At 69.1% G+C, this 20665-nt stretch carries 18 protein-coding genes and 1 pseudogene; 8 read left to right on the top strand and 11 right to left on the bottom strand.

What is annotated here, in order from left to right; genetic code table 11:
• Positions 1–69: 69 nt before the first annotated feature.
• The 9 genes from FSW06_RS14165 to FSW06_RS14125 form a co-directional block, all read right to left on the bottom strand.
• Positions 70–705, bottom strand: a complete 636-nt coding sequence (locus FSW06_RS14165; protein ID WP_010119558.1) for a CoA transferase subunit B — start codon at positions 703–705, stop codon at positions 70–72.
• Positions 702–1475: a CoA transferase subunit A gene (locus tag FSW06_RS14160; RefSeq protein ID WP_010119560.1), complete on the bottom strand. Its 774-nt coding sequence runs from the start codon at positions 1473–1475 to the stop codon at positions 702–704. Before FSW06_RS14160 ends, FSW06_RS14165 begins: the two co-directional genes overlap by 4 nt.
• Positions 1476–1644: 169 nt before the next feature.
• Positions 1645–2808, bottom strand: a complete 1164-nt coding sequence (locus FSW06_RS14155; RefSeq protein ID WP_010119561.1) for a PucR family transcriptional regulator — start codon at positions 2806–2808, stop codon at positions 1645–1647.
• 22 nt (positions 2809–2830) lie between these two features.
• Positions 2831–4540: an AMP-binding protein gene (locus FSW06_RS14150; RefSeq protein ID WP_010119562.1), complete on the bottom strand. Its 1710-nt coding sequence runs from the start codon at positions 4538–4540 to the stop codon at positions 2831–2833.
• Complete coding sequence (locus FSW06_RS14145) at positions 4537–5442, bottom strand: HpcH/HpaI aldolase/citrate lyase family protein (protein ID WP_010119563.1); 906 nt, start codon at positions 5440–5442, stop codon at positions 4537–4539. The genes FSW06_RS14150 and FSW06_RS14145 overlap by 4 nt, the downstream gene beginning before the upstream one ends.
• Positions 5439–5939, bottom strand: a complete 501-nt coding sequence (locus FSW06_RS14140; protein WP_010119564.1) for a MaoC family dehydratase — start codon at positions 5937–5939, stop codon at positions 5439–5441. Before FSW06_RS14140 ends, FSW06_RS14145 begins: the two co-directional genes overlap by 4 nt.
• Positions 5936–7132, bottom strand: a complete 1197-nt coding sequence (locus tag FSW06_RS14135) for an acyl-CoA dehydrogenase family protein (protein ID WP_010119565.1) — start codon at positions 7130–7132, stop codon at positions 5936–5938. Before FSW06_RS14135 ends, FSW06_RS14140 begins: the two co-directional genes overlap by 4 nt.
• A gap of 53 nt (positions 7133–7185) precedes the next feature.
• On the bottom strand, positions 7186–9294 hold the full coding sequence (locus tag FSW06_RS14130) for an ATP-binding protein (RefSeq protein ID WP_146881355.1): 2109 nt from the start codon (positions 9292–9294) through the stop codon (positions 7186–7188).
• A gap of 14 nt (positions 9295–9308) precedes the next feature.
• Entirely contained in the window at positions 9309–10991 is a 1683-nt protein-coding gene (locus FSW06_RS14125; RefSeq protein ID WP_010119572.1) for a carboxyl transferase domain-containing protein, read from the bottom strand.
• Positions 10992–11281: 290 nt separating this feature from the next.
• Here FSW06_RS14125 and FSW06_RS14120 point away from each other — a divergent pair, with 290 nt between their 5' ends.
• Positions 11282–11899 carry a TetR/AcrR family transcriptional regulator gene (locus FSW06_RS14120; protein ID WP_010119574.1) on the top strand — a complete coding sequence of 206 codons (618 nt, stop codon included), beginning with the start codon at positions 11282–11284 and terminating at the stop codon, positions 11897–11899.
• On the top strand, positions 11896–13581 hold the full coding sequence (locus tag FSW06_RS14885) for an FAD-dependent oxidoreductase (protein ID WP_010119576.1): 1686 nt from the start codon (positions 11896–11898) through the stop codon (positions 13579–13581). Before FSW06_RS14120 ends, FSW06_RS14885 begins: the two co-directional genes overlap by 4 nt.
• On the opposite strand, the pseudogene FSW06_RS14110 reads toward FSW06_RS14885, so the two are convergent.
• Positions 13526–14182: pseudogene (locus tag FSW06_RS14110) on the bottom strand (IclR family transcriptional regulator); the annotation flags it as partial. The gene FSW06_RS14885 and the pseudogene FSW06_RS14110 sit on opposite strands and share 56 nt — an antisense overlap.
• A 309-nt stretch (positions 14183–14491) precedes the next feature.
• On the opposite strand from FSW06_RS14110, the gene FSW06_RS14105 reads away from it, so the two are divergent.
• Positions 14492–15004: a helix-turn-helix domain-containing protein gene (locus FSW06_RS14105; RefSeq protein ID WP_158005208.1), complete on the top strand. Its 513-nt coding sequence runs from the start codon at positions 14492–14494 to the stop codon at positions 15002–15004.
• Positions 15005–15022: 18 nt separating this feature from the next.
• Here the strand turns inward: FSW06_RS14105 and FSW06_RS14100 are convergent, their stop codons facing one another.
• Positions 15023–15991 (bottom strand): zinc-binding dehydrogenase, encoded by a 969-nt coding sequence (locus FSW06_RS14100; protein ID WP_010119579.1) that lies wholly within the window; start codon positions 15989–15991, stop codon positions 15023–15025.
• Between the two features lie 134 nt (positions 15992–16125).
• Here FSW06_RS14100 and FSW06_RS14095 point away from each other — a divergent pair, with 134 nt between their 5' ends.
• The 5 genes from FSW06_RS14095 (at position 16126) to FSW06_RS14075 (ending at position 20653) form a co-directional block, all read left to right on the top strand.
• Positions 16126–16947 (top strand): 2-keto-4-pentenoate hydratase, encoded by an 822-nt coding sequence (locus FSW06_RS14095; RefSeq protein WP_010119581.1) that lies wholly within the window; start codon positions 16126–16128, stop codon positions 16945–16947.
• Positions 16948–17135: 188 nt separating this feature from the next.
• Positions 17136–18392, top strand: a complete 1257-nt coding sequence (locus FSW06_RS14090; RefSeq protein ID WP_238525931.1) for an aromatic ring-hydroxylating dioxygenase subunit alpha — start codon at positions 17136–17138, stop codon at positions 18390–18392.
• Complete coding sequence (locus tag FSW06_RS14085) at positions 18389–18742, top strand: non-heme iron oxygenase ferredoxin subunit (protein ID WP_010119584.1); 354 nt, start codon at positions 18389–18391, stop codon at positions 18740–18742. Before FSW06_RS14090 ends, FSW06_RS14085 begins: the two co-directional genes overlap by 4 nt.
• Before the next feature lies 1 nt (position 18743).
• Positions 18744–20048: an NAD(P)/FAD-dependent oxidoreductase gene (locus FSW06_RS14080; RefSeq protein ID WP_010119586.1), complete on the top strand. Its 1305-nt coding sequence runs from the start codon at positions 18744–18746 to the stop codon at positions 20046–20048.
• Entirely contained in the window at positions 20045–20653 is a 609-nt protein-coding gene (locus tag FSW06_RS14075) for an aromatic-ring-hydroxylating dioxygenase subunit beta (RefSeq protein ID WP_010119587.1), read from the top strand. The genes FSW06_RS14080 and FSW06_RS14075 overlap by 4 nt, the downstream gene beginning before the upstream one ends.
• Positions 20654–20665 lie beyond the last annotated feature (12 nt).

The following is a 20665-nucleotide window of genomic DNA, read 5'->3' as shown; positions in this document are numbered from 1 at the left end:
TTCTATTATGAGACATATTCGAGCGAAGGGTGGCCGATTCGGGCCGGTCGCCTCACATTAACCGGACAATCATTTTTCTGTGATCACCGCCACCCCCGTCGCCGCCCGGACCTCCTCGACGCTCACCCCCGGTGCAAGTTCGACGAGGGCGAACCCCTGCGGCGTCCGGTCGAGGACACACAGATCGGTGATGATCCGGTCGACGACCCCGGCGCCGGTGAGCGGCAGGGCGATCTCCGGGACGATCTTCGGACGCCCGTCCTTCGTGCAGTGCTCCATGAGCACCACCACGCGACGCGCGCCGACGACGAGGTCCATCGCCCCGCCCATGCCCTTGACCATCTTGCCGGGCACGATCCAGTTGGCGAGGTCACCCTGCTCGTTGACCTCCATGCCGCCGAGGATGGCCAGGTCGATCTTGCCGCCCCGGATCATCCCGAAGCTGAGCGCCGAATCGAAGTAGGAGGTCCCCGGCATCGCGGTGACCGTCTCCTTGCCCGCGTTGATCAGGTCCGGGTCCGCGTGGCCAGCCTCGGGGTAGGGACCGATGCCGAGCATCCCGTTCTCCGACTGGAGGGTGACGTCCACCCCGTCAGGGACGTAGTTGGGCACCAGGGTCGGCAGTCCGATCCCCAGGTTGACGTACTGGCCGTCGCGCAGTTCCTGTGCCGCACGCGCCGCCATCTCCTGTCGGTTCCAGCTCATCGGGTGGTCTCCTTCTCGATCGTCTTGTCCGCCGCCTGCTCCGCCGTCAGTTCCACGATCCGGTGGACGTAGATCCCCGGCAGATGGATGTCATCGGGGGCGAGGTCGCCGACCGGCACCACCTTCTCCGCCTCGACAATGCAGATCCGGCCGGACATCGCGGCCAGCGGGTTGAAGTTGCGGGCGGTCTCATGGAACCGGAGGTTGCCGGCGGTGTCCGCCACCTCGGCACGGACCAGGGCGATGTCCGCGGTGATGGCGTACTCGAGAACCTGCGTGCGGCCCGCGATGTCGCGGGTCTCCTTGGCCGGTGAGAGCACCGCGCCGTCGGCGGGATCCTCGGACCCGTCGGCGCCGTACTTCCACACCATGCCGCCGTCGGCGACCGGGGTCCCGACGCCGGCGGCGGTGTAGAACGCACCGATCCCGGACCCGCCGGCCCGCAGCCGCTCGGCCAGGGTGCCCTGCGGGGTGAGTTCCACCTCGAGTTCACCCTCGAGGTACTGCCGGGCGAACTCCTTGTTCTCGCCGACATAGCTGGCGACGATACGGCGCAGCTGCCGGGTGGCCAGCAGCAGGCCGAGACCGCGGCCGTCGAGGCCGGCGTTGTTCGAGACGGCCTCGAAGTTCCCGCTGTCGCGGCGCGACAGTTCCGAGAGCAGGACCTGCGGGATACCGCACACCCCGAATCCGCCGACGGCGAGCGTCGCGCCGTCGGGGATGTCGGCCACGGCCTCCGCGGCAGCCGTGAGTTTCCGGGTGTTCGCCATGATTCCACCACTTTTCCGGGTCGGGGACAGTTGTTCGTTCCGGTCCGTGCACCGCGTGGGCAGCATGTACCGGAGCCGTTGACACCGATTATCCGCCCCGGATGTGGCGCACACCACGTTGTGCGCGACAACAGGTTCCGGCCGATATTGTGTTCCCGCACAAATCCGGTCAGTCCGGCCGACCGGCCCCCGTCGCCGCCATCACCCAGGCCACCTCGACCAGGGTGTCCACCTCCCCCAGGTCGCAGTCGGTGAGTTCCTCGAACCGGTGGAGCCGGTAGCGCAACGTGTTGACGTGCACCGGGATGCACGCGGCCGCCGCCCGGACGTTCAGCCGGTTGTCGAGGTATGCCCGCACCGAGTCCACCAGCTCGTCACCGAAGGCGCGGGCCTCACGCAGCGGGTCCAGGTAGCGGCGCACCAGCAGGTCGGTGGTCTCCGGGCTCGCGGTGACGGCCATCCGCCAGGACAGTGTCTCCTCGTCGACGACCCCCGACAGCCCCAGCTCCACCGCGGCGCGCAGGACCCGGTCCACCGCGACGAACGTCCGGTGCAGGTCGGTGAGCACCGCAGGCCGGCCCAGTGCCACCGTCATGTCCGACGGCAGGGACGCGGCGTCCACGTCCCCGACGAGGATCCCGGTGACCGTCCGCGCCTGCACCGTGGTCAGCAGCCGGGCGCCCGCCGCCCCGGCCCAGCGGTGCAGGGTGGTGTCCGCCCCGGGGCCGGCGTCCGGTGCTGACGGAGCCACCAGCAGACGCACCGGCGTGCCGGTGGGGATCCGGTAGAGCGCGGCCCCCCGCAGGATCTCCGCCTCCGTGAGGTCACCGGTGACCAGCCGGCTGACCCACTCCGCCCGGCGCGTCGAATCCGCCACGGTCCGCGCGATCTCGTGGTCACGGTAGACCGCGGTCACGCAGGTGGAGAACACGTCACCGAGTGTCCACAGCAGCGTCGACCAGTCCAGCAGCCGGTCGGCGGGGATCCCGTACTCCGGGGCGAGGGTGAGCAGGCGGCGTTGGATCCGGCGCATACTCAGCCGGAAACCGCTCAGCAGACTGCCGAGCGGCACCCCCTCCCCGATACGTTCCAGCGCGGTCTGTCCGGCATGGCGGACATCCTCGGCGGTGGGTTCGCTGCCGCGGGCGATGACCCGGGTGCTCATGGACAGGTTCTGGTGGGCGGTGCTGACGATGTTCTCCCGTGCGGCGCCGTCGTAGCCGGGGATGGCCGCCAGGATCTCGTCGGCGGTCTCGAGGGACATGTCCCCGACCTCGTCCTCCAGCCGGGCGAACAGTTCCCGCCACCTGCCCTCGTCCACCGTCGCGTCCACCGCGCCTTCCTGGTCCCTGTAGTCAGCGGTCCATCGGGTACATCCCGAGGATCCCGATGGCCTTCTCCCGCATCTCGACCTTACGGACCTTACCGGAGATGGTCATCGGGAAACTGTCGGTGACATGCACGTACTTCGGGACCTTGAAGCGGGCGAGTTTCCCGTCGCAGAACCCGCGGACGTCCCCGGCGGTGAGGGTGCGGCCGGCCTCCCGTGCCTCGTCGGACAGGATGATCCAGGCCATGAGCTCCTCCCCGTACTTCTCGTCGGGCACCCCGATCACCTGCACATCGGCGACGTCCGGATGCTCGTAGAGGAACTCCTCGACCTCGCGGGGGTAGATGTTCTCGCCGCCGCGGATGACCATGTCCTTGATCCGGCCGGTGATCTGCACGTAGCCGTCGTCGTCCATCTGGCCGAGGTCGCCGGTGTGCATCCACCCGTCGGCGTCCACCGCCTCGGCGGTCTTCTCCGGCATGTCCCAGTAGCCCTGCATCACCGAGTAGCCGCGGACCAGCAGCTCACCCTGGACGCCGCGGGCGACCGCGTCGCCGTCGCGGTCGACGATCTTCACCTCGATGTGCGGCCCGACCCGGCCGACGGTCTCCACCCGCTTGGTCACCGGGTCATCCGGCATGGTCTGGTGGTTGACCGGGGAGGTCTCGGTCATGCCGTAGCAGATGCCGATCTCGGAGATGCCGAGGATGTCGATGATCTCCCGCATGGTCTTCGTCGGGCACGAGGTCCCGGCCATCACCCCGGTGCGCAGCCGGGACAGGTCCAGCTTCTTGCCCTTCTCCTCGAGGTGGTCGAGCAGCTGGAGTTCGGCCATGAACATCGTCGGGACGCCCAGCAGGCTGGTGGCCTGGCCGTGGTGGGCGGCCTCCAGGGTGTTCTCCGCGTTGAAGACCGGTCCGGGGATGATCGTCGCCGCCCCGTGCGTCACGGCGGCGAGGATGCCGATGACCATGCCGAAGCAGTGGAAGAACGGCACCGGGACGACCACCCGGTCGGCGTCGGTGTAGTCCAGCCGCTCCCCGATCATGAAGCCGTTGTTGAGCACGTTGTGGTGGGTCAGGGTCGCGCCCTTGGCCATCCCGGTGGTCCCCGAGGTGTACTGGATGTTGATCGGATCGTGCGGGTCGAGGGACTCGCGCACCGGGTTGAGGTCGAGGATCGCACTGTTGGCGAGCTCCTCCCACCGCTCGGAGCCGAAGAAGACGGTCTCGCGGTAGGGACGGTCGAAGGTGTGCTCCACCGCGCCGATCATCGCCCGGTAGTTCGAGTCCTTGAACCGGCCGGCGGAGAACAGGGCCCGGATGCCCGACTGGTTCACCGCGTACGTCAGTTCCCGGGTGCGGTAGGTGGGGTTGATGCAGACCAGGATCGCGCCGATCTCCGCGGTGGCGAACTGCAGCACCATCCACTCCCACCGGTTCGGCGACCACACTCCGATCCGGTCGCCCTTGCGGTAGCCGGCGTTGTGCAGACCGGACGCCAGGCGCAGGACCTTGCGGTGGAACTCCTGGTAGGTCAGGTGGATGTCGCCGTAGAGGTCGATGAGGGCGTCATTGTCCGGGAAGGCGGCGACAGTGCGGGCCAGGTTCTGCCCGATGGTCTCGGTGAGCAGGGTGGTGTCGGTCGGGCCGACCAGGTGGGAGACGCCCGGATCGAGGTCGGTGGGGTCGGTGAGCGTGATGTCCCGGACCACGGGACGCAGTGTGGAGGTCATGATCGGTCAGCTCCTGTGTTGTCAGAGGTTCGGGAGAGAATCAGTTCGGCCTGCCGGCGCAGCGGGGCGTCGATCATCTCGCCGTCGACGGCGAAGGCCCCGGAGTTCTCCGCGGCGCCGGCGACGACCCGGCGCGCCCACGCGAGCCGGTCGGGGTCGGGCCGGTAGGCGTCCCGGATCACCGGGACGAGTCCGGGGTGGATGGCGACTGTGGCGGCGAAACCGCTCGCCGCGGCGTCCACCGCTTCGGCGGACGCCCCGGCACGGTCAGCGGTGTCGGCGTGGATCGAGTCCAGTGCAGCCTTCCCGGCAGCCGCCGCATGCAGCAGCACCAGCGACCGGGTCAGCCGGGGCACCTCGCGGTAGCCGCCGGGGTGGCCGGAGGCGCCGCCGCCGGGGGTCGGGACCTCGTCCCCGCTGTACCGCGAGGCGGTGCCGCCCAGCGCCGCAGTGAGGTCTTCGGCACCCCAGAACAGGGCGTCCACCTGCGGGTGGTCGACCAGCGATCCGAGGTCGAGGACGCCCCGGGGGGTCTCGACCAGGGCGATGACCCGCCATGCCGCGGCGGCCGGGTGGGCGGCGGCGAGGGCGTCCACCGTGGCGGCACCCTCCGCCTTCGGCAGCATCACCGTGGTGAAGCGGCTGGCGGCGACGGCGGCGACATCGTCGGCGAAGTCCGGGGTGCCGGGCGGGTTGATCCGCACGATGGTGCGCGCGGGGTCGAGGTGCTCCCCCGCGGCGACGATGTCCCTGCGGGCGGCGGCCCGGTTCTCCGCGCGGCAGCCGTCCTCCAGATCGAGGATGACCGCGTCCGAACGGTCGGCGGCCTTGGCGAACCGCTCCGGACGGTCGGCCGGCGCGAAGAGCAGGGCGGGGCCCGGTGGTGTCCAGTGCCCGGTCATGCGTCCTCCTTCGGCCGGCACTGCACCAGGGTGGAGCGGACGGCGGTGCACACGATCTCGCCGTCCTGGTTGCGGCCGGTGTGGCGCAGTTCGACGATGCCCTGGTTCGGCCGGGACCTCGAGACCCGCTTCGACAGGCACGTCGTCTCCGCGTAGAGCGTGTCGCCGTGGAACATCGGGGCGGGGAAGGTGATCTCGCTGAAGCCGAGGTTCGCGACGATGGTGCCGAGGGTGAGCTGGTTGACCGACAGGCCGACCACGGTGGACAGGGTGAACATCGAGTTCACCAGGCGCTCGCCACGGAAACCGGGCTGGGTCGCGGCCCAGGCGGCGTCCAGGTGCAGCGGCTGGGTGTTCATCGTCTGGGTGGTGAACAGGGTGTTGTCCGCCTCGGTGACGGTGCGGCCGGGACGGTGGAGGTAGGTGGTGCCTTCCTCGAACTCTTCGAGCCACAGGCCGCGCTGTTCGACGGTCTTCTCCGGTGCGGTCACGGTCATCCCTCCAGTCCCAGGGAGCGGGCGATGAGCATGAGCTGCACCTCGGTGGTGCCCTCGCCGATCTCGAGGATCTTCGAGTCCCGGTAGTGGCGGGCGACGCGGGTCTCGTTCATGAAGCCGGCACCGCCGAAGACCTGGGTGGCGTCCCGGGCGTTGTCCATGGCGGCGTCCCCGGCGACCATCTTGGCGATGGCGGCCTCGGTGCCGAAGTCCGCGCCGGTGAGCATCTTCTGCGCCGCGGCCCGCCAGGCCTGCCGGGCGGTCCAGGCGCGGGCCTGCATCCGGGCGATCTTGAAGGACACGCCCTGGTATTCCGCGATCGGCCGGCCGAAGGAGGTGCGCTGCTTCGCGTACTCCGTCGCCTCGTCCACGCAGCCCTGGGCGGCTCCGGTGGCCAGGGCGGCGACGGCGATGCGGCCCTCGGCGAGGATGGAGAGGAACTGGGCGAAACCGCGCCCCCGCTTCCCCAGCAGGTTCTCCTCCGGGACGCGGACGTCGTCGTAGCTCAACGGGTGGGTGTCCGAGCAGTTCCAGCCGACCTTGTCGTAGCCGGGCTCGGCGGTGAAACCGGGCGTGTCGGTCGGCACGATGATCGCGGAGATCTCCTTGCGGCCGTCCTCGCGGGTGCCGGTCACCGCGGTCGTCGTGACGATCGAGGTGATGTCGGTGCCGGAGTTGGTGATGAACTGCTTGGCACCGTTGAGCACCCACTCGTCGTTCTCGAGTTTCGCGGTGGTCTTCGTCCCACCGGCGTCCGAGCCGGCGCCGGGTTCGGTGAGGCCGAATCCGGCGAGCGCTTTCCCGGCGGTGAGGTCGGGAAGGTAGCGCTGCTTCTGGTCCTCGGTGCCGAACCGGTAGACCGGCATGGCGCCGAGGGAGCAGCCGGCCTCGAGGGTGATGGCGACGGACTGGTCGACACGCGCCAGTTCCTCCAGGGCGATGCCGAGGGCGAAGTAGTCGCCGCCCATGCCGCCGTACTCCTCGGAGAACGGCAGGCCGAACAGGCCGAGTTCACCCATCTGTGCCTGGATGTCGTAGTCGAAGGTGTGGTTGCGGTAGTTCTCGGCCATCTTCGGGTCGACGACCTCGTTGGCGAACTCCTCGACGGTGCGGCGCAGTTCGACGAGTTCGGGGCTCAGTCCGTCGTCGGCGGGGTTGTGGCGGCGGGTGGTTGCTGCAGTGGACGTGGTCATGGTGCGGTTCCTTGTCTGTGCTGTCTGTTGCTGTCAGGTGATGTCGGTAGAAGTCAGGCGGGGACGGTGGCGAGGACGGTGCCGGCGCCGACCTTGTCGCCGGCGGTGCAGCTCAGCCGCACCGTCCCGTCGTGGGCGGCGGTCAGGGAGTGCTCCATCTTCATCGCCTCGAGGACGACGAGCGGTTGGCCGGCGGTGACCGTGTCCCCGTCGGCGACCCGGACGGCGACGACGGTGCCGGGCATGGGGCTGAGGATGTCGTCCTCCCCCGGGCCGGCCGCGGCGGCGTCCTGCCCGAGGCCGAGCGGGGTGACGGTCCAGGTGCCGGCCGGTCCGGAGACCGCGACGGCGTCGGTCCCGGTGGCGGTCGGCACGGGCATGGTCGACCACCGGCGGGATCCCTGCCCCTCGGCGGTGAGGCCCCACGATGTTCCGCCGGCACCGTCCGGGGCGGTCGCCAGGAGTGAGACCGCGGTCTCCGTGGCCGGGGAGGCGGCGGAGGCGGCGTCCCCGTCGGACGCCACGACGGGGGTCGCGGTGAGGGACAGGCTGTCGGTTCCGGCGAGAGCGAGGTCGGTCGGGCCGGCGCCCGGCACCGCGACCCGGACCCGGAACGGTGCCGGCTCCGCCCCGGCGCGCCAGCCGTCGGCCGCGCCCCAGGAGCCGAGGTGCCCGGTGGCGGTCGCGGACGCCGCCGCCCGGTCCCGCAGCGCCAGGGCGGCGACGACGAGTGCTTCGCCGGGGACGGCGGGTCCGGTGAAGTCCCCGGCGATCCGGTCGAGCAGGCCCGTGTCCAGCGTCCCGGCGCGGACGTCGGGGTCGGCGAGCAGGAACCGGCAGAAGTCGATGTTGGTTCCCGGGGTGCCGTCGGTGCCGAGTCCGGTGAGCAGGGTGGTGGCCAGGGCGGCGTCCAGCCGGTCGAGGGACTGCGCCCGGTCGGTGCCGTACGCGATGACCTTGGCGAGCATCGGATCGTAGTCCGAGCCGATGGCCTGGCCGGCGGTGATGCCGGTGTCCACCCGGATGCCCGGGCCGGTCGGCCAGCGCAGTGCGGTGACCGTGCCGCCGGTGGGCAGGAATCCGGCGGCCGGGTCTTCGGCGTAGACGCGGGCTTCGACGGCGTGGCCGGTGAGCGTCACCTCATCCTGGGTGAGCGGGAGTTCCTCGCCGCGCGCGACACGGATCTGCAGTTCCACCAGGTCCAGGCCGGTGACCAGTTCGGTGACGGGGTGCTCGACCTGCAGGCGGGTGTTCATCTCCATGAAGAAGAAGAGGTCGGGGCGGGTCGCGGAGACGATGAACTCCACGGTGCCGGCGCCGCGGTAGCCGCAGGACCGGGCGGCGTCGCAGGCCGCCTCGCCGATACGGGCGCGGGTCGCCTCGTCGAGCAGGGCCGAGGGCGCTTCCTCGATGACCTTCTGGTGGCGGCGCTGCAGCGAGCACTCGCGTTCGCCGAGGTGGATGACGTTGCCGTGGGCGTCCGCCATGACCTGCACCTCGATGTGGCGCGGGGTGTCCACGAAGTGCTCGATGAACAGCGTGTCGTCCCCGAAGGAGGACGCCGCCTCGCGCCGGGCGGTGACCAGGGCCTCCGCCAGGTCGGCCGGGTCCGCGACGACGTGCATGCCCTTGCCGCCGCCACCGGCCGACGGTTTGATGAGGACGGGAAACTCCACTCCGCTCCCGCCGTCGGTGCCGGTGACCCCGGCGATGAGTTCGGCGTCGGTGAGTCCCGGTCGGGAGATGCCCGGCACGGTGGGCACGTCGCGGGCCTCGACGGTGGCGCGGGCGGTGATCTTGTCTCCCATGCCCTCGATCGCGTCGGCCGGTGGGCCGATGAAGACGATGCCGGCGTCCCCACAGGCACGGGCGAAGGCCGCGTTCTCCGAGAGGAAGCCGTAGCCGGGGTGGACCGCGCCCGCGCCGGTCGCTGCGGCGGCGGCGAGGACGCGGTCGATGTTCAGGTAGGACTCGGCGGCAGCGGCCGGGCCGAGGCGGACGGCCGTGTCGGCGAGTGTGACATGCGGGGCGTCGGCGTCGGCGTCCGAGTAGACGGCGACGGCGCGCAGGCCCATGTCCTGGACGGTGCGGATGATCCGGCACGCGATCTCGCCGCGGTTGGCGACGAGGACGGTACCGAAGGTCCCGGTGGTGTCGTTCACTGGTGCTCCTCTCCTTACATCCGGAAGACGCCGAAGCCGGCGCCGTTGTCGGGGGTGGTGCCGCGGTCGGTGTCGCGGGGGGTGCGGGCACAGACCGCCAGGGCCATGGCGAGGACGCGGCGGGTGTCCGCCGGGTCGATCACGCCGTCGTCCCACAGCCGGGCGGTGCCGTACCAGCAGCTGGACTTCTCCTCGAACAGGTCCCGGATTGGGCGCTCGAAGTCCTCCCGGTCGGTCTCGGTCCACTCCCCTCCCTCGCGGGTGACTTTCGCCCCGCGGACGGTCGACAGGGTCATCGCCGCCTGCGGGCCGCCCATCACCGAAACCTTCGCGTTCGGCCAGGTCCACAGGAACCGGGGTGAGTAGGCGCGGCCGCACATGGCGTAGTTGCCGGCGCCGAAGCCGCCGCCGGTGATGACGGTGAGCTTGGGGACGGTCGCGGTGGCGACGGCGGTGACCATCTTCGCGCCGTGTTTGGCGATACCGCCCTGCTCGTAGTCCTTGCCGACCATGAAGCCGGTGGTGTTCTGCAGGAACAGCAGTGGTGTGCCGCGCTGCTCGCACAGTTCGATGAAGTGGGCGGCCTTCACCGCACCGTCGCCGAAGATCACGCCGTTGTTGGCGATCACGCCGACCCGGTGCCCCTCGATCCGGGCGAAGGTGGTGATGACGGAGTTGTCGTACTCGGCCTTGAACTCGTGGACCGAGCCGGTGTCCGCGATGACCCCGATGACCTCGCGGGCGTCGTAGGGGGTCTTCAGGTCGGTGGGGACGATGTCGTAGAGGTCGGTCTGGTCGGCGGCGGTGAAGGTGTCGACCGATGCGGCCGGGGCGCCCGGGGCGTCCTCCGGCAGGGTGGCGACGATGTCGCGGATGCGCTGCAGGGCGTCCGCGTCATCGGCGGCGAGGTGGTCGGTGACCCCGGAGATCCGGGAGTGCATCGCGCCGCCGCCGAGCTCCTCGGCGGTGACGTCCTCGCCGGTGGCGGCCTTCACCAGCGGCGGGCCGGCGAGGAAGATGGTGCCCTGGCCGTCGACGATGACGGTCTCGTCGGAGATCGCCGGGACGTAGGCGCCGCCGGCGGTGCAGGAACCCATGACCGCGGAGAGCTGCGGGATCCCGCGGGCGGACATCCGGGCCTGGTTGTAGAAGATGCGGCCGAAGTGGTCACGGTCGGGGAAGACCTCGTCCTGCTGCAGCAGCATCGCCCCGCCCGAGTCCACCAGGTAGATGCAGGGCAGCCGGTTGGCCTCGGCGATCTCCTGGGCGCGCAGGTGCTTCTTCACGGTCATCGGGTAGTACGTCCCGCCGGAGACGGTCGCGTCGTTGGCGGCGATGAGGCACAGCCGGCCCGCCACCAGGCCGATGCCGGCGATGATGCCGGCGCCGGGGACGCGGCCGTCGTACATGTCCTCGGCGGCCAGGGGCGCGACCTCGAGGAAGGGGCTGCCCGGGTCGAGCAGGGCGTTGACCCGGTCCCGGGGCAGCATCTTGCCGCGGGAGAGGTGGCGGGCCCGGGCCCTGTCCCCGCCCCCGCGGCGGGCCCGGGCGATCCGGTCGCGGAGTTCCGCGGTGAGGGCGGGGAAGCCGGTGGGGTCGGGCGCTTCGGTGGCGCCGACGGCAGGTGCAGTCACGGTCCTGTATCCCTTCTGGTGCAGTTTCGTTTTGTCAGTGATGCGTTCGTTTCCAGCGAGCATATATGTCCTGAGTCACACTAGAAAGCAATCATCCGTGATCGTTTTTTCCCTGACCGGTGTTCAAGACGATGACCTGCAGGCTCACCGGAACCTGTACCCCTCGACGGGGGTATCTAACCGGCAGCCGACCGCACAAGACAGGTCACCACTGCCGATATCCACTCCTGGAGCACAGTCGGCACCGGAGAGCGCCCCATTCCTCCGACCACAGGTGGACGCCCCGCGCGACCGTCGATACACTTCCCGTCACACCCGCATCCGATCAGCCGTGACGTGAAAAGGAGGTCGCCGTGCCGTCGACATCCACCGAACCCCGGCAGCAACGCAGCCGGGAGACCCACCAGGCCCTGCTCGCCGCGGCACTGACCGTCCTCACCCGGGAAGGGCTCCAGGGAACCTCCGTGAGCGCGGTCGCTGCCGAGGCAGGGGTGTCCCGGGGCGCCGCCCAACACCACTTCCCCACCCGCGACACCCTCATCGAGGCCACTGTCGCCAAGTTCTATGCGGACGCCACCCGGCAGTTGCGCAGCGCCGTCGCCGACCTCGGGACCGACATCGACGGGACGCCCGTCCGCGACGTGCTCTCCCTTGTCGTCGAATCCTTCAGCACCGATTCCTTCCGTGCCGCACTCCATGTGTGGTCCGCGGCCGCCGGCCCCGAAGGCGAACTCCGCGACCTCATCATCGCGGCGGACTCCCGCTACGCCCGGGAGGTCTACCAGATCATGGCCCTCACCCTGGATGCCGACCTGTCTGACCAGCACACCCGTCGGCTGCTGCGTGCCACCATCGACCTTGCCCGCGGACTCGGCCTCGGTGCCGTCCTCGTCGACAATGCCGAGCACCGGCGCACCGTCACCGACACCTGGGCCACGATCCTCGACGACGGTCTCCGCCGGAACGGATGACACCCCGCCCACCCCGCACCGCCACCGTCGTCGGTTCCGGACCCAACGGTCTCGCCGCTGCGGTCGTCCTCGCCGAGGCGGGCCTGCGCGTCACCGTCGTCGAGGCGGCGGACACGGTCGGCGGTGGCACCCGCAGTGCCGGACTCATGGTGCCCGGCGTGGTCCACGACCTGTGCTCGGCCGCCCACCCGCTCGCCCAGGCCTCCCCGTTCTTCCACCGCTACGGCGACCGGCTCGCCGACCACGGTCTGGCCTTCGCCACCGCTGAGGTGGACATGGTGCATGTCCTGGATGCCAGCCGTACGGCGTCCCTGCACACCGACGTCTCCCGGACAGCCGCCGGTTTCGGCGATGCCCGGGATGCCCGGGCCTGGCGCGCGCGTGTCGGCTCGTCGGCCAGCCACGCGGACGACATCGCCGCCGAGTTCCTGCAGCCGGTCCTCCACCTCCCCCGCCGCCCGCTGCTGTTCGCCGGATTCGGCGTGAACGCCGCGCTCCCGGCCACATGGTCCCGGCGTCGGTTCCGTACCGCGGAGGCCCGCGCCCTGACCGCGGGCATCGCGGCCCACGCCTTCACCCCGCTGACCCGCCCCGGGTCCTCGGCCGCCGGTGCGCTGCTCACCGCGGCGGGTCACCGGTACGGTTGGCCGGTCGCGGTCGGCGGCTCGCAGGCCATCGCGGACGCCCTCGTGGGCCTCCTCGAATCCCTCCGTGGATCGGTCTTCACCGACACCCCGGTCACCGACCTCGGTGAGGTGGCGGACGCCGACGTGGTCCTCCTCGACACCTCCGTCGAGACCGCGGCGTCCATTCTCGGCCCACGCCTGCCGGAGCGGGTGGGGCGTGCCTGGCGCCGGTTCCGGCGCGGGCCGGCGATGGCGAAAGTGGACTACGTCCTCGACGGCGACGTGCCGTGGACCGCCCCGGACGCCCGGCGTGCCGGCACGGTCCATCTCGGCGGCACCGCGGAGCAGATCACCGCCGCTGAACAGGACTGCTGGGACGGACGCCTGCCGTCCCGCCCGTTCACCCTGGTCTGCCAGCAGTATCTCGCCGACCCCTCCCGGTCGACGGTGGTCGACGGCAGGCGGCTCAACCCGCTGTGGGCCTACGCCCATGTCCCCGCCGGGTGGGACGGGACGCCGCAGCAGACCTTCGAGCTGGTCACCACACAGATCGAGGACGCCGCCCCCGGATTCCGGGAACACATCGTGGACCATGTGGCGTCGCCGCCGACGGTGGTCGAGGCGCACAACCGCAACAATGCCGGCGGGGAGATCTCCGGCGGAGCCAATGACCTGGTACAGCTGCTCGCCCGGCCGCGGTTCAGCCCGGACCCGTACTCGACCGGGATCCCGGGGGTGTACCTGTGCTCGTCCTCGACGGCACCGGGCGGCGGCGTGCACTTCATGTGCGGGATGAATGCGGCGGTGCGGGCGCTGGGAGCACTGCGGGGTCACCACCTCGCGATCGGCAGTGCCCCCGCCGGTGACACCATGGGCATCGCCCGATGGACCACGGCACCACGGAGAACGTCTCTCAGCCGGCGGTCGCCATCGCCATCGCCTTCGACGCCGCCATTCCCACAGTCCGGAGAATGTGCTCCACACGGTGCGGCTGGAAGTTCCCGGTATTTCCCGAGATTGAGAAGGCCGCGACCGGGCGCCCACGGCCGTCGGTGACCGGAACCGCGACACAGCTCAGCTCTGACAGGCTCTCACCCCGGTCATAGGCGATGCCCGTACGTCGGATCTGCGCGAACTCGTCCCGTAGCTGTCCCTCGTCAGTGATCGTCGTCTCCGTCCACCGGCGCCGGGGCGCGGCGACGGTGAGTTCGAGCTCACTGGAATTGGTGGCGACGAGTGCCTTGCCGGCGCCGGTGCAGTAACTGGGCATCCGGCCGCCGATGCGGCTGGGGGTCCGCAGGCGGTCACGTCCCTCGAGCTTGTTGAGGTACACGATGTGGGTCCCCTCCAACGCTGCCAGCTGAACGGTCATGCCGGTTGCGGTGAACAGTTCCGTCAGGAACGGGGTGAGGAGATTTCGCAGCCGGTCGTGGTCCCCTCCGGAGCCCTGAGCCCCGAGTTCCCGGAGCGTGGTGCCGAAGCGGTAGGCGGTACCGACCCGCTCAACCATGGCGTTGCGTTCGAGGATCGCGAGAATCCGGAACGCCGTGGATTTACTGAGGCCGGTACGCCGGGAGATTTCACTCACCCCGATGCCCGGGGTCGCATCGTCCCCGAACGCCCGGAGGACGGCCACGGCCTTGTCGATCGAGGACATGTCTCTGGTGTCCACTGACCGTGCATCGCGCCGGCCTCCGGCGGCGATGGAGGTGGTCGCGGCCGCGTGTGGAGTGGATGTAGGGGTGGTGGTCGTGATGCCGGTGGTCATCGTCACGGTCCTTTGTCGTCAGAAAAAGTTTGGCTGTGTGGTCGGGATCAAGTTCATCCGAGACGGTCCACTCTGTCGACATTGCCGGTAGGCTTTAGCTGACCACTTAACCAACCAAAAGAATCCCGAAATATGAGTGCTGCACGTCACATCATCGCCCGTAATGCCAGACTTCACCGGCAGCATCAGGGTCTTTCCATGCAACAGCTGGCAACCCAAGCAGGTGTATCAAAACAGACCGTTATCGACATCGAGAGCAGGCGGGGAAACCCGACCATTGACACGCTCGAACGGATCGCGGTAGCGCTCGGGATCACGGTGCGTGCCCTCGTCTCCGATGTCGGGGCGGACGTCATGCACAAGTCGGGTAACGATGCCCGGTGGCTCGTACAGAAGCAGCTGGATGTCCGGCGGCTCGACTCGATCTACGGCTCCGGTTACGTCGTGAACTCACTCATCCGGTTGGTGGCGGAACGGCACGGTCGGCGCCCGTTCACCGGGCCCCGGGGCATGCTCCGTCACTGCTACGTTCTCGAAGGACGGGTCGAGCTGGGTCCGGAGGGCCGGACCGTGGTGGCCGGAGTCGGCGACTTCGTCCGGTTCCCCGGAGAAGGCGCGCACATCTTCGCCCCCGTAGCCCCTGAGTCCGTCGTCTTCGTCTGTTCCACCATGCCTCAGCAGTCCATGTCCGGCCTCGAAGACGCGTTCTGACCTGTTTCCCCGACGTCCTCAGCCCGGGAATTCCACGACGATCTTTCCCGACGTACCCGCCAGCATCCGCCGGTAGCCGTCGGGGATCTCCTCGAAACCGATGCTCGCCGTATGCGGTCTGGCCCCACCCACATCAATCGCACGCAGCATCGCCTCGAACTCGCCCCGGGTGCAACCGGTCGACCCGATCACGCTGAGCTGCTGATAGAAGACCCGCTCCAACTCCGCCGGCGGCATACCACCGCTGGTGGCACCGGCTATGACAATGCGTCCACCGGGACGCAACGCACGCAACGAGTGTCTCCACGTCGCTTCTCCGATGGTCTCGATGACGACGTCCACCCGCTCAGGGACCCGTTCCCCGGAAGCCAGGACCACGTCCGCACCGCAGGAGGCGGCGAACTCACGCTTCTCCGCAGTCCGGGCGGTGGCGTACACGACGGCCCCCGCCTGCTTTGCCAGCACGATCGCAGCACTCGCTACTCCCCCGTTGCCCCCCTGGACCAGAACCCGTGACCCCGGCTTCACCTCACCGCGGGTGAACAGCATCCGGTAGGCGGTCCCCCAGGCCACCCCGAGACAGGCAGCCTCGGTGAAACTGATCGACACAGGTTTCTCCACAACCATCTCATCGGGGACGACGACATAGTCCGCCAACGTCCCGTTGACGGTCTCGGACATCAATGCTCTTTCCGGGTCCAGCGTCGAATCCCCGCCACCACGGTTGGCGTCCCCCAGTACCGGATACACCACGACCTCCCGCCCGTCATCGGTGACACCCGCCCCCTCGCATCCGAGGATGATCGGGATGCGGTCGGCGGGGTGGCCGACGCCCCGCAAGGTCCAGAGGTCGTGCGGATTCAGGGCTGCGGCGCGCAACCTGATCCGGGTCCACCCGGTCGGTGCGGTGGGTGTCGGTACCTCCGTGAGCTCCAGCCCGGCGAACGGGTCCTCATAGTTCTGGGCGGTGGCTACTGCTGCGCGCATGGGAAGTCCTCCTGTAGGTAGCGGTCGTGCGGCCCGGTCATTCTGACCCGGACAGTAGGACCACCACAGGTCCGTGTTCCGGTGGCCGGAACAGGCGATGGCCCGGTACCTGCGCGGTATCGGAGGATGACGACATGGACACAACACCCACCGCAACCAGCACGGACATTGAGGCCGCGGCAGCTGCCCTGGCCCGCGCAGAGGCGGACGTCGTCGGCATCGCACCGCTCACCTTCACCTGCCCCGGGCTCACCGTCGACGAGGCCTACCGCATCCAGCGGGTGAACATCAACGCCCGCGTGACGTCCGGTGAACGGATCACCGGGCGCAAGATCGGATTGACGTCATCGGCCATGCAACAGCAGCTCGGCGTCGATCAGCCGGACTTCGGTGCTGTCACTGATGCTCTGGAAGTCGCGGACGGCTCACTGCTCGACCCGGCACAGTTCATCCGACCGCGGCTGGAGCCGGAGTTCGCCGTTGAGATCGGTCACGATCTCGGGCCGGCGCCGACCGAGGCCGAGGTCCGGGATGCGGTCAGTGCAGTGGGCCTGGCCTTCGAGGTCATCGACTCACGGATCGCGGACTGGAAGATCACCCTGCCGGACACAGTGGCGGACAACGCCTCGCTGGCACGGGTCGTGTGGGGCAGTTTCCGGCCGGCCACGGGCGAGCTGCTGGCGTCCCTGCCGGACGCGGTGATCACCATGTACCGCGATGACTCGCAGGTGGCACAGGGGCCTGGGGCGGCAGTGCTGGGAGATCCGGTGGCCTCCGTCCACTGGCTGGCCTGTGCCCTCGGGTCCCGGGGCGACACGCTCAGGGCCGGCGACCGTGTCCTGTCCGGAGCGGTGGACGCCGCGGTGGATTTCACCCCGGGATCCGACTGGCACGCGGCCAGTCCCGGGTTCGCCACCGTCCGGCTCACATCCACAGTCCCCGACACCGACCACTGACTCCGAACTCTGACACCGACCACCACAGAAGAAGGCACTCCATGACCACCACCAGGAATCCGAACGCGGGTATCCCGGCGGGCCCCGCAACCGTCGAGAATACGTCCGGACACGTCACCGACCCCCGGATCAGCTGCGGCGACGTCCGTCGGCCCGCCGAACTCACCCGCTACGTGGACGTCCACGGCATGATCGACCGTCCCAACGGCATGGTCGACCGGGCCATCTTCACTGACCGGTCGCTGTACGAACAGGAACTTGCCAGGGTCTTCGCCACCAGCTGGCTTTTCCTCGGGCATGTCGACCAGGTGCAGAAACCCGGGGACTTCTTCACCACCTACATGGGTGAGGACCCGGTCATCGTGACCATGGACAAGAAGAAGCAGATCCGCTGTTTCCTCAACTCCTGTCGTCACCGTGGTGCCCGGGTGCTGCGTGCGGACTACGGGAAGACGAAGAACTTCACCTGCACCTACCACGGCTGGGCTTATGACCTGGAGGGACGTCTGATCAACGCCCCGAACGCGGACGCCTACCCCGGAGGAGAACTCGATCCGGAAGAATGGGGCCTGGTCGAGGTCGCCCAGCTCGATACCGTCCTCGGCCTCATCTTCGCCACCTGGAACCCGGAGGCACCCGCACTGCTCGACCAGCTCGGGGACATGAAGTGGTACATGGAGGCTTTCCTCGACCGCGACTCCGAAGGCACGACCGTCGTCGGCGGCATCACGAAGTGGGTGCTGAAGGGGAACTGGAAACTGGCCGCCGAACAGTTCGGCACCGACTGGTACCACGTCAACATGTCGCACGCCTCGGCGCTGATGGTGCTCTCCCCCACCGGGAAAGGGCCGAAGCAGTCCATCGCCGCGACCCCGGGCCGCCAGTACTCCGACGAACACGGCAACGGCACCGGTTTCCCGGTCCATCCGAAGAGCCGCTTCGACGCACAACCGGTCCATGAGTACTACGACTACGCCGCGCTCACCGAACGGCTCGGCGAAGCGCGGGTCCACGGCCCGCTCACCACCGGCCACGCCACGATCTTCCCGAACTTCTCCTACCTGCCGGTCAACGGCAGCATCCGGGTCTGGCACCCGAAGGGTCCGGACGAGATGGAGGTCTGGTCCTGGACTGTCCTGGACAAGTCCATGCCCGAGGAGGTCCGCAACGCACAGCGTCTGTACAACCTGCGCACCTTCGGCCCCTCCGGGATTTTCGAGCAGGACGACGGCGAGAACTGGAGCGAAATCCAGGCCATCTCCCACGGCTGGCGGACCAACACGGTCCCACTCAACTACCAGATGGGTCTCGGTTCGGAACGCCATGACGGCATCCACCGGGGTGAGACCAGCGAGCTGTACAGCGATGCCGCCGGCCGCAAGTTCTACAGCCGATGGGCCGAGCTCATGAGCACTCCCGCCTGGCACGAAAGGAAGAACGCATGAACACCATGACCAGTCAGTCGATTGTCGTCGCCCATGTCGGAGACGTGGACGAGGACGAGGGCATCGTCATCGACGCCGCCGTCACCGGGACCGTCGGAGACATCGCCCTGTTCTTCGACGGTGCCACCTACTACGCCCTCGACGACACCTGCACCCACGAGACCGCATCTCTCGCGGACGGCTGGGTGGAGGACGGTTGCGTGGAATGTCCGCTGCACGCAGCGAAGTTCTGCCTCGGAGACGGGTCCGTTCAGTCGATGCCCGCCACCGAGAGCGTCGCCGCGCACACCGTGGTCGTCGACGGCGACGACATCAGGATCATCCCGAATCCGGACAGGCTGGTGAAGTGACATGACCGGTTCAGCCCAGAGCACATCCCCGGACACGACGCCGGACACAGCACAGGCCACAGCGCGGGACGCCGGACGCGTCGTCATCGTCGGCGCCGGCCTCGCCGGCTTCAGCGCCGCGACCGAACTGCGCCGGTTGGGCCATGTCGGCCCGATCACCGTCGTCGACGGCGAACCGGCGACCTACGACCGCCCACCGCTGAGCAAGCGACTCTTCGAGGACGACTTCACCCTGGATTCCCTCGCTTTCGCGAGCGCCGCCGAACTCGCCGACCTGGACATCGACGCCCGGTTCGGCCTCCCCGTCACCGGCCTGACTCTCACGTCGGACGCCGCCGCTGCGGGCACTGCCGGCACTGTCACCCTCGCCGACGGCACCGTACTCGACGCGGACACCGTGCTGCTGGCCACCGGAGGGCGCGCCCGGGTCCTGCCCGTTCCTGGTACGGATCTGCCCCAGGTGGGTGTCCTGCGGACGTTCACGGATGCGGAAAAACTCCGCGCTGCGGTCACCTCCGGAACCCGAGTCGCCGTGGTCGGCGCCGGACTGATCGGCGCAGAGCTCGCCTCCGCCCTACTGGGACAGGGCGCTGAGGTCACGCTCATTGACCCGGTCGCCGTGCCGCTGGTCCCCGCGGTCGGCGAACTGCTGGCCACCCACCTGCAGGCCATGCACGCGGCACGTGGCATCCGTGTCGTCACCGGAACCACCGAGAGCATCACGGTTGTCACTGACGGCGTCCGGGTGGCGGTCCGGGGTGCCGACCCGGTCATCGTCGACCGGGTCGTCGTCGGCATCGGGATGGTCCCGGACACCCGTCTTGCAGAACAGGCGGGCATCCGGTGTGACAACGGAATTGTCGTCGACGCGGCATTCCGGACTTCCGCCCCCGGTGTGTACGCTGCCGGCGACGTGGCCCGTGTCCAGGACACCGACGGCACTCTGACCCGGCGCGAAGAGCACTGGGAAGCCGCCCAACTCGCCGGACAGGAAGCCGCCCACGCGCTGCTCGGCCTGCCTGTCCCGGCACGAGGTGCCGGATGGTTCTGGTCTGACCGGCACGGCCACCATCTCGAATCCGTCGGCCGGATGGCCGGTCCCGGCGAGATCGTGGTCCGCCCCGGTGGCGACCACCCCACCGTCTTCCTGCTCGCTGACGGTCGGCTCGTCGGCGCCGCCGCCGTCGACGAACCGAAGACAATCCGGGCCGCCCGGGGCCTCATCGACAGAGGCATCCCGGTCACCGCCGGAGAACTGTCCGACCCGTCGGTACAGCTCCGGAAACTCCTCAAGACGAAGGCGTGATCCCCATGACCGACACCTACCTGAACCCTGCCACTCTCAACGGTGCGACCAGTACCGGAAGCTCCGTCCTCGACGAGGATGCCGACACACTCCCCCTGGCGGACGCCGCGACGCACTTCGAACTTAACCAGTTCTACTTCCGCGAGGCCGAATTCCTCGATGACGGCCGATTCGCCGACTGGCTCGACATGCTGGGCGAGGAGCTCCACTACTGGGCACCCACCCGCACCAACCGACTCCGCAGACAGCAGGCGCTGTCAGTCTCCGCACCGGGGGAAGCCGCCTACTACGACGAGACGAAGGATTCACTCGCCTGGCGCATCCGACGGTTCGATTCCGGGATGGCCTGGGCCGAAGACCCGCCGAGCCGGACCCGGCATCTCATCTCCAACATCAGCGCCCGCGAACGCGGGGACGGACTCCTGCAGGTCCGCAGCGCCTTCATTGTGTACCGCAACCGACTGCAGACCGAACACGACATCTACGCCGGCGGCCGCAACGACGTTATCCGACGTGGTGGCGAGCACGACTTCGAGGTGGTCAAACGGACCATCCTCTTCGAGCAGAACGTACTGCTCATGAAGAACATCAGCACGTTCTTCTGATACCGACACCTG

It is taken from the genome of Corynebacterium nuruki S6-4 (assembly GCF_007970465.1).
GTDB classification, from domain to species: domain Bacteria; phylum Actinomycetota; class Actinomycetes; order Mycobacteriales; family Mycobacteriaceae; genus Corynebacterium; species Corynebacterium nuruki.
This window is presented reverse-complemented; position numbering and strand designations above follow the sequence as displayed.